The 13,580-nt window shown below is 64.5% G+C and carries 10 protein-coding genes; 7 read left to right on the top strand and 3 right to left on the bottom strand.

Going from position 1 to position 13,580, the window contains the following annotated elements; all coding sequences use genetic code 11:
* Positions 1–19 precede the first annotated feature (19 nt).
* The 3 genes from proS to C7G42_RS31110 all read left to right on the top strand — a co-directional run bounded on the left by proS (position 20) and on the right by C7G42_RS31110 (position 3,422).
* Positions 20–1,339 carry a proline--tRNA ligase gene (gene proS / locus C7G42_RS31120; protein ID WP_106952765.1) on the top strand — a complete coding sequence of 440 codons (1,320 nt, stop codon included), beginning with the start codon at positions 20–22 and terminating at the stop codon, positions 1,337–1,339.
* 90 nt (positions 1,340–1,429) lie between these two features.
* Positions 1,430–2,710, top strand: a complete 1,281-nt coding sequence (locus C7G42_RS31115; protein ID WP_106952704.1) for a lipoprotein-releasing ABC transporter permease subunit — start codon at positions 1,430–1,432, stop codon at positions 2,708–2,710.
* 7 nt (positions 2,711–2,717) lie between these two features.
* On the top strand, positions 2,718–3,422 hold the full coding sequence (locus C7G42_RS31110) for an ABC transporter ATP-binding protein (protein ID WP_106952703.1): 705 nt from the start codon (positions 2,718–2,720) through the stop codon (positions 3,420–3,422).
* Positions 3,423–3,515: 93 nt separating this feature from the next.
* On the opposite strand, the gene C7G42_RS31105 is transcribed toward C7G42_RS31110, so the two are convergent.
* Entirely contained in the window at positions 3,516–4,595 is a 1,080-nt protein-coding gene (locus C7G42_RS31105) for a zinc-binding dehydrogenase (protein ID WP_199581234.1), read from the bottom strand.
* Between the two features lie 108 nt (positions 4,596–4,703).
* Here C7G42_RS31105 and C7G42_RS31100 point away from each other — a divergent pair, with 108 nt between their 5' ends.
* Positions 4,704–5,477, top strand: coding sequence for a helix-turn-helix transcriptional regulator (locus C7G42_RS31100; RefSeq protein WP_106952701.1), 774 nt, complete (start codon positions 4,704–4,706; stop codon positions 5,475–5,477).
* A 175-nt stretch (positions 5,478–5,652) separates the two neighbouring features.
* Complete coding sequence (locus C7G42_RS31095; protein ID WP_158537649.1) at positions 5,653–6,456, top strand: outer membrane protein; 804 nt, start codon at positions 5,653–5,655, stop codon at positions 6,454–6,456.
* A gap of 47 nt (positions 6,457–6,503) precedes the next feature.
* On the opposite strand, the gene C7G42_RS31090 is transcribed toward C7G42_RS31095, so the two are convergent.
* The gene (locus C7G42_RS31090) at positions 6,504–7,772 is read right to left on the bottom strand and encodes a hypothetical protein (protein ID WP_106952699.1); all 1,269 of its coding nucleotides are present in this window, start codon (positions 7,770–7,772) and stop codon (positions 6,504–6,506) included.
* Positions 7,773–8,050: 278 nt separating this feature from the next.
* Between C7G42_RS31090 and C7G42_RS31085 the strand changes: the two genes are divergently transcribed.
* Both C7G42_RS31085 and map read left to right on the top strand, forming a co-directional pair.
* A complete protein-coding gene (locus C7G42_RS31085) occupies positions 8,051–11,200 on the top strand; it encodes a GAF domain-containing protein (protein WP_106952698.1) in 3,150 nt (1,049 codons plus the stop codon).
* 85 nt (positions 11,201–11,285) lie between these two features.
* Entirely contained in the window at positions 11,286–12,035 is a 750-nt protein-coding gene (map, locus tag C7G42_RS31080; protein WP_106952697.1) for a type I methionyl aminopeptidase, read from the top strand.
* A gap of 22 nt (positions 12,036–12,057) precedes the next feature.
* Here the strand turns inward: map and pdxR are convergent, their stop codons facing one another.
* Positions 12,058–13,467: a MocR-like pyridoxine biosynthesis transcription factor PdxR gene (gene pdxR / locus C7G42_RS31075; protein WP_199581233.1), complete on the bottom strand. Its 1,410-nt coding sequence runs from the start codon at positions 13,465–13,467 to the stop codon at positions 12,058–12,060.
* Positions 13,468–13,580: the final 113 nt, after the last annotated feature.

Genomic DNA, 13,580 nt, shown 5'->3' with positions numbered 1-13,580 from the left:
TGATTCCCAGAGTATGACCATGCGGTTGTCGCGGTTCTTTCTGCCCATCCTGAAGGAAAATCCGAAAGAAGCGGAGATCGTCTCGCATCGGCTGATGCTGCGCGCCGGCATGATCCGGCAGGAGGCGGCAGGTATCTACGCCTGGCTGCCGCTTGGCTTCCGTGTGCTGAAGAAGATCGAGCAGATCGTGCGCGAGGAGCAGGACCGCGCCGGTGCGCTGGAACTGCTGATGCCGACGCTGCAACTCGCCGACCTCTGGCGCGAGAGCGGCCGCTACGACGCCTATGGCCCGGAGATGCTGCGCATCGCCGACCGCCACAAGCGCGAGCTCCTGTACGGGCCGACCAACGAGGAAATGATCACCGAGATCTTCCGCGCCTATGTGAAGTCCTACAAGAGCCTGCCGCTGAATCTCTATCACATCCAATGGAAATTCCGCGACGAGCAGCGTCCGCGTTTCGGCGTGATGCGCGGCCGCGAGTTCCTGATGAAGGACGCCTATTCCTTCGACCTCAACGAGGCCGCGGCGCGCATCTCGTACAACAAGATGTTCGTCGCGTATTTGCGCACCTTCGCGCGGATGGGGCTGAAGGCGATCCCGATGCGCGCCGAGACAGGCCCGATCGGCGGCGATCTCAGCCACGAGTTCATCGTGCTGGCCGAGACCGGCGAGTCCGGCGTGTTCATCAATCGCGATGTTCTCGACCTGCCGGTGCCGGGCGAGGATGTCGACTACGAGAGCGACCTGACGCCGATCATCAAGCAATGGACCTCGGTCTACGCGGCGACGGAGGACGTTCACGACGCGGCGCGGTTCGAGCAGGAAGTACCCGCAGACAAGCGGGTGAACACCCGCGGCATCGAGGTCGGGCAGATCTTCTATTTCGGCACCAAATATTCCGACGCGATGAAGGCCCTGGTGGCAGGCCCCGACGGCGTCGATGTGCCGATCCATGGCGGCTCCTACGGCGTCGGTGTCTCGCGGCTGTTGGGGGCCATCATCGAGGCCTGCCATGACGATGCCGGCATCAAATGGCCGGAGGCGGTGGCGCCGTTCCGCGTTTCGATTCTCAACCTCAAGCAGGGCGATGCTGCCGTCGATGCGGCCTGCGAGAAGCTTTATGCCGAGCTCACGGCCAAGGGCGTCGACGTGCTCTATGACGACACCGACCAGCGCGCCGGCGCCAAGTTTGCCGCTGCCGACCTGATCGGCATCCCCTGGCAGATCATGATCGGGCCGAAGGGCCTTGCCGACGGCAAGGTCGAGATCAAGCGGCGCAGTGACGGCTCGCGCGAGACCATGTCGCCTGCGGACGCGGTCGCAAGACTTGTGGGCTGATAAGGCTGGTCGGCTGAATATTGTTCATCGCCCGAGATCGCGGCCGCCAATCCGGCCACAATTGACCCCGAATCATGGGATTATCGAGCGATGGATGAGACCATGACAGAAACCGTGCAAACCGCGCCTTTTGCGCCATTCGAGTGGATGCTGTCGGCGCGCTATTTGCGGGCGCGCCGCAAGGAGGGATTCATCTCGGTCATCGCCGGGTTCTCCTTCCTCGGCATCATGCTGGGCGTGGCGACGCTGATCATCGTCATGGCCGTGATGAACGGCTTCCGCAAAGAACTGCTCGACAAGATACTGGGGCTGAACGGCCACATCCTGGTCCAACCGCTGGAATCGCCGCTGACGGACTGGAAGGACGTCGCCGACCGCCTCAGCCAGGTCAAAGGCATCCGGCTCGCCGCGCCCGTCGTGGACGGCCAGGCGCTGGCGTCCTCGCCGTGGAACGCCTCGGGCGTGCTGGTGCGCGGCATCCGCTCCGACGACCTCAACAACCTCACCTCGATCGCCAAGAACATCAAGCAGGGCTCGCTCGAGGGCTTCGACGAGGGGCAGGGCGTCGCGATCGGCCGGCGCCTCGCCGACCAGCTGTCGCTGCATGCCGGCGACAGCATCACGCTGGTGGCCCCGAAAGGCGCGGTCACGCCCATGGGCACGACGCCGCGCATAAAACCGTACAAGATCGTCGCCGTGTTCGAGATCGGCATGTCCGAATACGATCTCGGCTTCGTGTTCATGCCGCTCGCGGAAGCGCAGGCCTATTTCAACCGCAGCAACGACGTCACATCGATCGAGGTGTTCACCACCAATCCCGACCAGATCGTCGCCTTCCGACAGGCCGTGACGGAGGCGGCCGGCAGGCCGGTGTTCCTGGTGGATTGGCGGCAACGCAACTCCACCTTCTTCAACGCGCTCCAGGTCGAGCGCAACGTGATGTTCCTGATCCTGACCATGATCGTGCTGGTCGCAGCTCTGAACATCGTTTCCGGCCTGATCATGCTGGTGAAGGACAAGGGCAGCGACATCGCGATCCTGCGCACGATGGGAGCCTCGCAGGGCTCGATCATGCGCATCTTCCTGATCACGGGCGCCTCGATCGGCGTGGTCGGCACCCTGGTCGGCTTTGTCGTCGGCCTCGTGATCTGCCTCAACATCGAATCGATCCGGCAATTCCTGTCCTGGCTGACCTCGACCGAGCTGTTCTCGCCGGAGCTCTATTTCCTGTCGAAACTGCCCGCCGAGATCGACGTCGGCGAGACCACGGCCGTCGTCATCATGGCGCTGACGCTGTCGTTCCTGGCGACGCTGTATCCGTCGTGGCGCGCCGCGCGCCTCGATCCCGTCGAAGCGCTGCGGTACGAGTGAGGGGTTGATGGAGCAGCAGCAGGGGGCGGAAGACGTACCGGTCATTTATCTCCACGAGATAAAGCGGCAGTACTTGCAGGGCGAGGTGCCGCTGACGATCCTGGACGGCGCCAAGCTCGCGCTGTGGGCCGGGCAGTCGGTGGCGCTGGTGGCGCCGTCGGGCTCGGGCAAGTCGACGCTGCTGCACATCGCGGGGCTGTTGGAAGCCCCCGATTCCGGCGAGGTCTATGTCTCGGGCGCGCCGACCTCGCAGCTGCCGGACATCGAGCGCACACAGCTACGCCGCACCGATATCGGCTTCGTCTATCAGTCGCACCGGCTGTTGCCGGAGTTTTCGGCGCTGGAGAACGTGATGATGCCGCAGATGATCCGCGGCCTGAAGAAATCCGAGAGCGTCAAGCGCGCCAAGGAGATCCTGGGTTATCTCGGCCTCGGCGACCGCATCACCCATCGCCCGGCCGAGCTGTCCGGCGGCGAGCAGCAGCGCGTCGCGATCGCGCGCGCGGTTGCCAACGCGCCGCGGGTGCTGTTTGCGGACGAGCCGACCGGCAACCTCGATCCGCACACGGCGGACCACGTGTTCCAAGCGCTGATGCAACTGGTCAAGGCAACCTCGGTCTCGATGCTGATCGCGACCCACAACATGGAGCTGGCCGGCCGCATGGACCGGCGGGTCTCGCTCTCGAACGGCCAGGTCATCGAGCTCGAATAGTCAATTTTGCGAAAACAACCCCATGCACAGTAGCCAAGTGCATGGCCGGACTGACGAAAAAAATCGGCGATGGCGCTCCGCCGCCCCAGGGCCTCAGGGCCTGATCACCGTCATCTTGAAAGGGCCGGCATTGGCCGCGGCGTGCGCCACGGCGTCGTTGGCATGGTCGAGGTCGAACGCCGTCGTTTGATACTCCTCCAGCCTGAGCAGGCCCGCACGCACCAGCGCGATCAGCCGACTCGCGGCATCCGGCGGGTACATCCAGACGCCGTGGATGCTGATGCAGTTGCGCATGATCCAGGGGTAGGGCAGTTCGAGGCCCGCGCCGCCCGCCATGCCGACGCCGCCCATCAGCGCGACGCGTCCGTGGGGCCGCACCGTCATGATCGCCGCACGCACGACCGTCGGGCTGACCGAGGGCGGCATGATATCGAGCACGCAATCGATCGGGCCGGGAGATGCGCGCTTCATGCTCTCGCGGTCGTGATCTTCATTGCCTGTCAGCTTGACCGGTTGCACGCGGCTGCCGAAGCGGCGGACGAGGTCAGCCAGAATCGTCTCGTTGCGGCCGGGCGTGACCACGCTCGCCGCGCCCATCGCGAGCGCGACGGAGACGGCAGCGCTGCCGAAATTGCCGGTGGCCCCGCTCACCAGCACGGTCTCGCCGGGCTGAAGGTTTGCGGCAAGAAAGCCGCCATAGGGCACCAGCAGCGTGCCCAGCGCGCACCATCGCGTCGCTTCCTCGGACGTGATCGCACCGAGGCGCTTGACGTTCTCGGTCGGCACCATCATCTGCTCGGCGAAGGAGCCGTGGCGAAAATGCTTCTGCAGAAGCATGCCGCCGGGCCCGGCAGCGGTGAGCCCTTGCAGGGCGATGTCGGGCGCTACGATATCGTCGCGCGAGCGCACCGTCGGATCGCAGAACACCCAGTCGCCGACCGCAAGCCTGGTTGCGTCCGGACCGATCGCGCGCACCCGGCCGATGCCGCCGGGCCCCGGGATGATCGGCAGGTCGAGCGCATACTTGCGCTCCCCGCTGAAGACCTCGTTCATATAGGACAGCACGCGGGTTGCGACGATGTCGACGATGACCTCGCCGGTGCCAAGCACCGGAACGGGGACGGCCTCGATTGCCAGCGGAGAACCGAAGGATTTGAGAACGGCAGCTTTCATGATGGTCACCTCAAGATCGGGTGATGCCCATATGCGCCGCCTTGGAGAGGCGAGGAAGGCCTGGTATTATCCTAGTATTCTTGGGGCCCTCCATCCGCGAGCGACATCATGGCCGATCCACGCCGCGTCGAATTCGGCGACTTCCTGAGGTCCCGCCGCGAAAAGTTGTCGCCGAAGGCCGTCGGCCTTCCGATCGGCGGGCGCCGGCGCACCGCGGGGCTGCGCCGCGAGGAGGTCGCGCAGCTCGCCGGCATCGGCGTCGACTGGTACATCCGCCTCGAGCAGGGCCGCACGGTGAGCCCATCGGTGACCACCGTCGATGCGCTGGCCCGCGCGCTGCGCCTCAGCAAGACCGAGCACGCGCATCTGAAGGCGCTGGCGCGCGACGGTGACAGGCGCGTCTTCACCCGCGAGACCGTGCCGCCGCCGATCCAGCGGCTGGTCGAGAGCTTGCCGCATCCGGCCTATATCACCGGGCGGCGCTGGGACGTGCTGGCCTGGAACCCGGCCGCCGAGCAGGTGTTCGCGTTCGGGCGCCTGCCGGAGGCGGATCGCAACACGATGCTGCTGATGATGACCAACAAGCAGACGCGCAAGGCCTATGGAGCGGGCTGGGCGGACGTCGCCAAGCGAATGGTCGCGATGTTTCGCGCCACGCACGACGTCTGGGCCGGCGATCCGGCCTTTGCGGAATTGCTGACGCGGCTGCGGCAGGGCAGCCCGGAATTCGTCAAATGGTGGGAAGCCCACGAGGTCCGCGGCACGTCTTCGGGCCTCAAGACGATGTCGCATCCAACGCTGGGCGTGCTGCATTTCGAGCACACCAGCTTTCAGGCCAACGACGATCCCGCGCTGAAGCTGGTGATCTACACGCCGGTGTAGGACGGAGCCTACCCATGAAGCGTCGTGCTGACGCAGGGCAACCCTCCGCAGGTCGCAATCGTCCTGCTTTGGTCGCCCTTGTCCAAGACGCCGCGGGCGCCACCGTCGCATCAATGACCTCAGGATTCGCGTGACAGATCGTCATGCGGCTTTGGGGGAACGTCGGAAGATGCTGATGAGATATGTTGCCGTCGCAGCCGCACTTGCTGCGGCGCCAGCCTATGCGGGAGAGGCACCTGCCCACAACTGGACCGGCGTCTACATCGGTGCAAACATCGGTGGAGGCTGGGCAAGCAACGGCGTCGGCTATGCGCCGAACGATCCTCAGGCCTCCAATCTCTTCTTCGCAGGCGGCAAGCCGGCTGCGGCCTCGTTTGACCTTTCGGGCGTCCTTGGCGGTGTGCAGCTTGGCTACAATCATCAATTGGGCAGCGCCTGGCTCATCGGCGTAGAGGCGGATTTTGAAGAATCCGGCGTGAGCGGTTCCGGCTCCACCAGCGGGGTCTTTGCCCCCTATTACACAGCTCCCTTCAACGCCCCGGTCCAGCAAGGGATCGAATGGTTCGGAACGGTGAGGGCCCGGCTGGGCTTTCTGCCGACGAGCAATCTCCTGGCCTACGGCACCGCGGGATTTGCCTATGGCCGTGTCGGCCAAAGGGGAAGCTGGGACACGAATACGCCGTTCGCTTTTGGTGGCGGCGCCTATGATGTCAATTGCTTTGGTGTAAATCCGTCGTGCTTCGCTGGCTCGTCGAGCAAGGTCGCCACGGGTTGGACCGCCGGCGCGGGGCTGGAATATGCCGTTCTGCGCGACTGGACGCTGAGGGCCGAATATCTTCACGTCAGCCTGGCTGGCGGCTCGACAACCGAGACTGTGCTGGGGGATACCGCGGGCGCCTTGCCTTCGTCGTTCAATGCAGCGTTCGGCCGCGTCAGTCTCAATACTGCGCGCATCGGGCTGAGCCATCAATTCCGATAAGAGATGTTGCGATCGTGCGGGACGCCCCGGCGTCCCGGCGCGAGGCCTCAGGGCGACACTCGTGATTCCGGTGTCGCCGAAAAACCTTTGACGCGCGGCGGTGGGATCACCGGCCACGGGCTCTTCGCAGGGGCCGCTGCCGGCGGGCACGATGCGGCGAGTTGCGCCCACACTGAGACGAGACCGGTCATGTCGAGCTCGAAACTGGCCGTGTCCGCCTTGCCGTGCTGCATCAGCCTGCTTTCGCGGACCTGCAGCGTGCGAGACGCCAGCATGGTCGTGACCATGGCAGGATCGACGGCACCGCTCCACATTTCGTAGGTGCCGGCTCGCACCGGAGTCCCTCCGGCTTCCCTGGTCCTATCGGCGGCCGCCGTCATCAGGACCGTGCTCTTCCCGACGGTGGTTTCGTCGATCTCGCCCGCGAACATCAGCGGCACGCGCTTCTTGTTCTCGCAGTACATGCGCCATTCCATGGTCCGGAACGACGCGTCGGTCTCCTTCTTCACCGCTGCGATCTTGCTGATGAACGGCGGGGTGCCCTTGTCCAGCCGCCACATCGTCTCGGCCAGCGGTCGCATGTCTATGCCGAACCGATAGAGTTCGGTCCGCGTCAACACGTGCAGGTTTTCGAATTTTACGGTGCGGATCAGCGCATCGAGCTCGCGGCTGATTCCCATCCCCGCAATGAACGCGGCGCGATCGCGGTCGGCGCCGGCGAAGCGGCGACGCCGCGCTTCGGCAACCACCTCGGGAGGCGGATTGCCCCGAAACTTGAGGATCAGCCTGGAACTATGGACCGCCAGTGCCGCATCGGGCGCAACCTCGCGAGAGGTTGCTCCGAGAAAAAGGTAGCCGCAGGCCGAATTGCACATCGCATGATAGGTGGTGAGCTCGGCCTCGACCTCACCGTTGCCGTTCTTGATCTTCAGGCATGCGGCGTCCACCTGCGTGTCCCCGGCGCATGCCCTCACGATCGTCCGGCCGACTCGCGCAATCGCCTTGCGGCTGCGCAGCAGCCGGGCGATCACATACGATTGCTCCACGTTTCCACCGGGCGAATGCAGGTAGATCGGGCGCTGCAGGTCCTTGACGCCGGTGAGGAAGCCGCGAATGCGGGACGCTGCGTCCTGATCGATCTGGCCCTCGATCGCGATCCAGCGGTCGCAACCCGGCCCGCACGCGTCCGGTGCGCCTTTGGCGAGATAGATCGTCAGCCTGGGGGCAAATCCGGTTTTCTCGGCCGGCGTACCTTCGGCACGCAGTGCACCCGGACTCAACAGGCAGGAAAGGAGAAGCAGGACTCGGACGGGCATCGAGCGAAAGACCGGGCGGCAACTATCGAGCCGAGGCTACACGACCACCTCCGCGCGCACAACTTGCGGTGGCGCATCGGTCCGCGCTTTTTGCCGACAGCAGGTTAGGCCCGTCGCTGGAGCGCAACCGCGATGCGCCGCGTGCGCCGGAACCTTAATCGCATCATAGCGTTACCAGACGCGGGTGCCAGCTTGCGATCACTGGCGGCTCGAATCGGATGCCGCAAGAAAGCTCTGAAGTGTGTTCGGTGAAGCAGTGAAATGTCGGGGGAAGTCAGATGACAACGACGGCCGGGGAGAACTCGTCCGATCGCAATGCCGTTCTGGCTGCACTTGGCGACCATATCAGGGAAATCGCCGATCCTGACGATCTCGCCTACGCTGCGGCAGAGCTGCTCGGCCGCAGCTTAAACGTCAGCCGTGCAGGCTACGGCACGGTCGACACATCGGCCGAGACCATCACCATCGTCCGTGACTGGAATGCGCCGGGCATTCTGAGCCTGGCAGGGGTCCTGCACTTCCGCGACTATGGCACCTACATCGAGGATCTGAAGCGCGGCGAGACCGTCGTCTGTGCCGATGCGGAGAAAGACCCGCGCGTCGGCGATCGCGCCCCTGCGCTCGAAGCGATATCCGCTCGCGCTCTTGTCAACATGCCCATCTCCGAGCCCGATGGCGTCGTCGCGCTCCTGTACCTCAACAACGCAACGCCGCGGGAATGGAGCCCGGAGGAGCTCGAACTCATCCACGATGTCGCCGAGCGCACGCGAACCGCCGTCGAACGTCGTCGTGCCGAGGCGGCGGTGCGGGAGAACGAGATCCGTCTGCTCTTCCTGGACGCTCTCAACAAGGAGACGGCCAGGACTCGCGATGCCGACGGCGTGATGGCGGTGACGACGAGAATGGTCGGGGAGCATCTCGGCGTCTCGAACTGCGCCTATGCCGACATGGATCCCGATCAGGACGGATTCACCATCCGCGGGGATTGGGCGGCTCCTGGTGCGATGCATATCCTTGGCCACTACAGCCTGGCCGACTTCGGCGAGAAGGCGGTGCGGGAACTCGGCGCCGGCAGGCCTCTCGTCATCAACGACAATCTGAAGGAGATCGCGGCGGAGGAAGCGGCTACCTTCCAGAGCATCGGGATAGGCTCGACGTTGTGCATCCCCTTGGTCAAGGAAGGGCAGCTCACGGCCCTGATGGCAGTTCATCATCGCGGCCCGCATCGGTGGACGCCACGGGAACTCGCGTTGCTCTCGGAAGTCACCGAGAGATCGTGGGCTCATATCGAACGTGTTCGGTCTGAGCAGGCGGCGCGAGACGCTGCCGAACGCCTGAGCCTTGCGACCAGGGCAGCAGGGATAGGCATCTGGGACTATGATCCCGTGAACGACGTTCTTCGATGGGACAACCGCTGCAAGGAGGTGTTTGGTTTATCGCCGGACGCCGAGGTGAGCTACGACGGGGCGTTCCTGAAGGGTATCCATCCCGACGACAGGCAGCGAACCCACGAGGCGGTATCGGCTGCCCTGACGCCCGATTGCCCGAAGGGCTACAACATCGAATTTCGAACCATCGGCATCGAGGATGGTGTCGAACGCTGGATTGCGGCGACGGGGCAGGCCATCTTCTCCAACAGACAGGCGGTCCGGTTCATCGGAACGGTTCTGGATATCTCCGCGCAAAAGAAGACCGAGCGCCAACTTCGAATCCTGAATGATACGGGAGCGTCGGCCGCCCGCGAGCGCGACCTCGGCAAAATCGTGCAGATCGTGACGGACGCCGGCGTCGAGTTGGCCGGCGCTCAGTTCGGCGCGTTCTTCTACAACATTCTGGCGCCGGACGGTGGCAGCTACATGCTGTACGCGCTATCGGGAGCGCCGCGGTCCGCCTTCGAGCGTTTTCCCATGCCGCGCAACACCGAGGTGTTCGAGCCGACGTTCACGGGTGCGGGGGTGATGAGGTCCGACGACATCCTGCAGGACCCACGCTATGGCAAGAACGCGCCGCGTAAAGGCATGCCCGAGGGACATCTTCCAGTCCGATCCTACCTCGCGGTCCCCGTCATGTCGCGGACGGGCGAGGTCCTCGGCGGGCTCTTCTTCGGCCATGCCGAGACGGGCAAATTCCATGCAGGGCACGAAGCTGCTCTGCTCGGCATTGCCGGCCACGCTGCCTCCGCTATCGACAACGCCCGGCTTTTGAGCCGGCTCGAGGCGCTCAACGCCGAACTGGAGCAGCGAGTCGCCGACGAGATTGCCGAGCGCATGAAGGCCGAAGAGCAATTGCGCCAATCCCAGAAGATGGAGGCCGTGGGTCAGCTGACCGGAGGTATCGCCCACGACTTTAACAATATGCTGGCCGTCATCCTCGGCAGCCTGAATCTCGCCAAACGACGACTCGGCAAAGGAGAGACCAATATCGACCGCTTCATCGAGGGGGCGATCGACGGAGCCAATCGTGCCGCCACGTTGACGCAAAGGCTGCTCGCATTCTCGCGCCAGCAGCCTCTTGCGCCTGAGGTCGTCGATATCAACAAGATGGTCAGCGGGATGAGCGAACTGCTCGAGCGGTCGCTCGGCGAGCTGGTCCGCCTTGAAACCGTCGCAGGTGCCGGCCTTTGGCGCGTCAGGGCGGATCCGGCCCAGCTGGAAAGCACGGTGATCAACCTTGCGGTCAACGCCCGCGACGCCATGCCGAGAGGCGGGCGGTTGACGATCGAAACCAGCAACGCCTCGATCGACCGAAAGTACGCCCGCGATTACGCCCTGGCACCCGGACAATATGTTCTCATTGCCGTGACAGATAACGGCACCGGCATTCCAGCCGACGTGCTGGGAAAGGTGTTCGATCCATTCTTCACGACCAAGGTCGTGGGGAAGGGCACCGGCCTCGGCCTCAGCCAGGTCTACGGCTTCGTGCGGCAGTCGGGCGGCCACGTCAAAGTCTACTCGGAGGTTGATGTTGGCACGACGGTGAAGATCTATCTTCCGCGCTTCGCAGGAGAGGAGGAAGTCTCGACCCCATCGGACGGAGTGACACATCCTGGCGCGAGCCTTCAGGGCGAGACCATCCTCGTCGTTGAGGACGATGAGCGGGTCCGCAGCATCTCGTCTGAAAGTCTGCGGGAGCTTGGTTATACGGTCATCGAGGCGGCGAGCGCCAAGGAGGCGATCAGGACGATCGAAAGCGGTCTCGTCCCGGATCTGCTGTTCACCGACGTCGTCATGCCGGACATGACCGGGGCTGAACTTGCGGCCGAGCTGTCGAAACGATATCCGGCCCTGAAGGTACTGTTCACCACCGGCTACACGCGCAACGCAATCGTTCACAACGGCATGCTCGATGCCGGCAAGCACCTGCTGTCAAAGCCCTTCGCGATCGAAGACTTGGCCGCCAAGGTTCGTAATCTGCTCGACGAGGGTTGAAGACGGATCGGGCGAAGAGATCTCTCCGGTTTGCAAGCCGACCTCGCAGGCGCTATGTCCGGGCCTCCCGCACAAGAGCCCTGACATGACAATCTCCGATGACAACGACCTGACGCGCCTGAAGGAGATCGGGCGCATCGTAGCCGCCACGCTGGAGGCCATGGGGAAGGCGCTCGAGCCGGGCATGACCACCTCCGAACTCGACCGGATCGGACGACAGCTGTTGGAGGCCGCCGGCGCGCGTTCGGCCCCGGAGCTAGCCTATGATTTTCCGGGGGCGACCTGCATCAGCGTGAACGAGGAGATCGCTCACGGCATCCCGGGCGAGCGGCGGATCGAGCGCGGCGACCTCGTGAACATCGACGTGTCAGCCGAGAAGAACGGTTTCTTTGCCGATACCGGAGCCTCGTTCGCCGTTCCTCCCGTAAGCCGCACGATCGAACGACTTTGCCGGGACGGCCGGCGGGCGATGTGGACCGGCCTGCAGCAGGTTGGTGCCGGCAAACCGATTGCGGGGATCGGCCAGGCGATCGGGACCTTTGCGCGAAGGAAGGGCTACAGCCTGGTCCGGAATCTTGCCAGTCACGGCGTCGGCCTGTCGCTCCATGAGGAGCCGACGGAGATCGCAACCTGGCCCGACCGCTCCGAACGCCGCATCATGAACGATGGCCTGGTATTCACCGTCGAGCCGTTCCTCTCCATGGGCGCCGAATGGGCGGAGAATGGCGATGATGCGTGGACGCTCTACAGCAGCCCCGAGGCGCCGACCGTGCAGTACGAACACACAGTGATCGCCACCCGCAGCGGGCCTTTGATCGTGACGTTGGCCGGTTGAGGCGGCCGAGCCCGGGTACGGATCACGTCAAACGGTCGATGATCCGAAGGAGCCGGTCGCAGGACGCCTCGATCTTCTGGAGCGGAGACGTCGCGATGCCCAGCAACAGTCCTGGGCACGCCGAGGCGATTCGAGCGTACCAAAGCGATAGCGGCGTCGGTGCCAGTCCGAACGACGCTGCGTCCCGGGCGATAGCGAGATCGGGTGCTCCGTCCGGCAATCGCAGCACCGCGGCCAGACCGGCAATCGCAACCGTCGCAGAGCGCGTGCGGAGCTGTTTCAGCAACGCATCGCCTTGCGCGGTGTAGGCGCGTTTCGTGCGCCGCAGATGCCGCAGATAGTGGCCGTCGCGCATGAAGTCGGCCGTAGCTAGCTGCACCGCGGGCCCCGGCGCCGGCGCGAGGCAAGCCGCAGTCTCTGCAAATCGCGATGCGAGAGCCGCCGGTGCAACGACAAAGCCCAGCCGCAAGGCCGGGCTTATGGTCTTGCTGAAGGAGCCGATGTGGATGACGCGGCCGGCGCGGTCGAGCGAGGCGAGCGCCGGCGTGGCGCGGCCCTTGAGCTGGAGTTCGCTGAGATAATCATCCTCGATCACCCATGCCTTGTTTTGGGTCGCCCATTCCAGCAGTCGTGAGCGGCGTGCCAGTGAGAGCGTGGATCCGAGCGGCGCCTGTTGCCCCGGCGTCACGACAACCAGCGCGGCGTCGGGTGCATGTTTCACGCCGAAATCGACGTCGATGCCGTCGGCATCGACCGCGATCGGCACGATGGATAATCCCGCGAGTTCGAGACCGTGCCGGGTGAAGGGGAAGCCGGGATCCTCCATCCAGACTTTCTTCTTCGGCCCGAGGCAGAGGACACGGAGCGCGAGACCGAGGCCGCCGGTGAAACCGCTGGTGACGATAATTTGGGACGGCGCGCATTCTATTCCTCGGGCCAGCGCAAGGTAGGCCGCGATCTCACGTCGCAAATCCAGCTCGCCGCGCGGATCCGGGTAGATCGCGGGTGCGCTCGTTTCGGCGCGAACCGCTCGTACCCGCATTCGCGCCAGCAACTTCGCAGGAAACGTCTCCTGCGACGGCACGCCCATCTGGAAGATCGCCGGTCCAGCCGTGAGCTCCTGGTACATCTCCATGAACGAGCCGGGGGCGGGGGCCTTGTCAGGCCGCACTGGGAAGGACTTCCAGTCGGCGACATGCGTGCCGGTCGCACGGGCCGCGACGATCATTTGGTCGGATGAGAGCTTCTCATAGGCTGAGCGCACGGTGCCGCGCGCGACGCCGAGCTGAGCCGCCAGATCCTGCCACGAGGGCAGGCGTGCGCCCGGGGCGAGCACACCGCTCTCGATGGCGGCCCTGATCCCTCGGTGGATCTGCTCCGCAAGTGGCGTCTTCGCGGACCGATCGAGCTCCAGGCGCAGCGGCTTCGTCATTGCCCCATGGTACACAAGTTTTGTGCGTTCTTGGTGCTTTTTTGTGAACCAGGCGAGGGACATCTGAGGGAGTGAAGAGGGAGCTTTGATCTCCTCCGATCATCAGGGAGTCA

The organism is Bradyrhizobium sp. MOS003 (genome assembly GCF_003020125.1).
In the GTDB taxonomy this organism is placed as follows: Bacteria; Pseudomonadota; Alphaproteobacteria; order Rhizobiales; family Xanthobacteraceae; genus Bradyrhizobium.
This window is presented reverse-complemented; position numbering and strand designations above follow the sequence as displayed.

Coding starts and splice junctions, on each gene's coding strand:
- C7G42_RS31090 (WP_106952699.1), bottom strand. CDS start 7,772: ATGCCCGTCCGAGTCCTGCTTCTCCTTTCCTGCCTGTTGAGTCCGGGT.
- C7G42_RS31110 (WP_106952703.1), top strand. CDS start 2,718: ATGGAGCAGCAGCAGGGGGCGGAAGACGTACCGGTCATTTATCTCCAC.
- proS (WP_106952765.1), top strand. CDS start 20: ATGCGGTTGTCGCGGTTCTTTCTGCCCATCCTGAAGGAAAATCCGAAA.
- pdxR (WP_199581233.1), bottom strand. CDS start 13,467: ATGACGAAGCCGCTGCGCCTGGAGCTCGATCGGTCCGCGAAGACGCCA.
- C7G42_RS31095 (WP_158537649.1), top strand. CDS start 5,653: ATGAGATATGTTGCCGTCGCAGCCGCACTTGCTGCGGCGCCAGCCTAT.
- C7G42_RS31085 (WP_106952698.1), top strand. CDS start 8,051: ATGACAACGACGGCCGGGGAGAACTCGTCCGATCGCAATGCCGTTCTG.
- C7G42_RS31100 (WP_106952701.1), top strand. CDS start 4,704: ATGGCCGATCCACGCCGCGTCGAATTCGGCGACTTCCTGAGGTCCCGC.
- map (WP_106952697.1), top strand. CDS start 11,286: ATGACAATCTCCGATGACAACGACCTGACGCGCCTGAAGGAGATCGGG.
- C7G42_RS31115 (WP_106952704.1), top strand. CDS start 1,430: ATGGATGAGACCATGACAGAAACCGTGCAAACCGCGCCTTTTGCGCCA.
- C7G42_RS31105 (WP_199581234.1), bottom strand. CDS start 4,595: ATGAAAGCTGCCGTTCTCAAATCCTTCGGTTCTCCGCTGGCAATCGAG.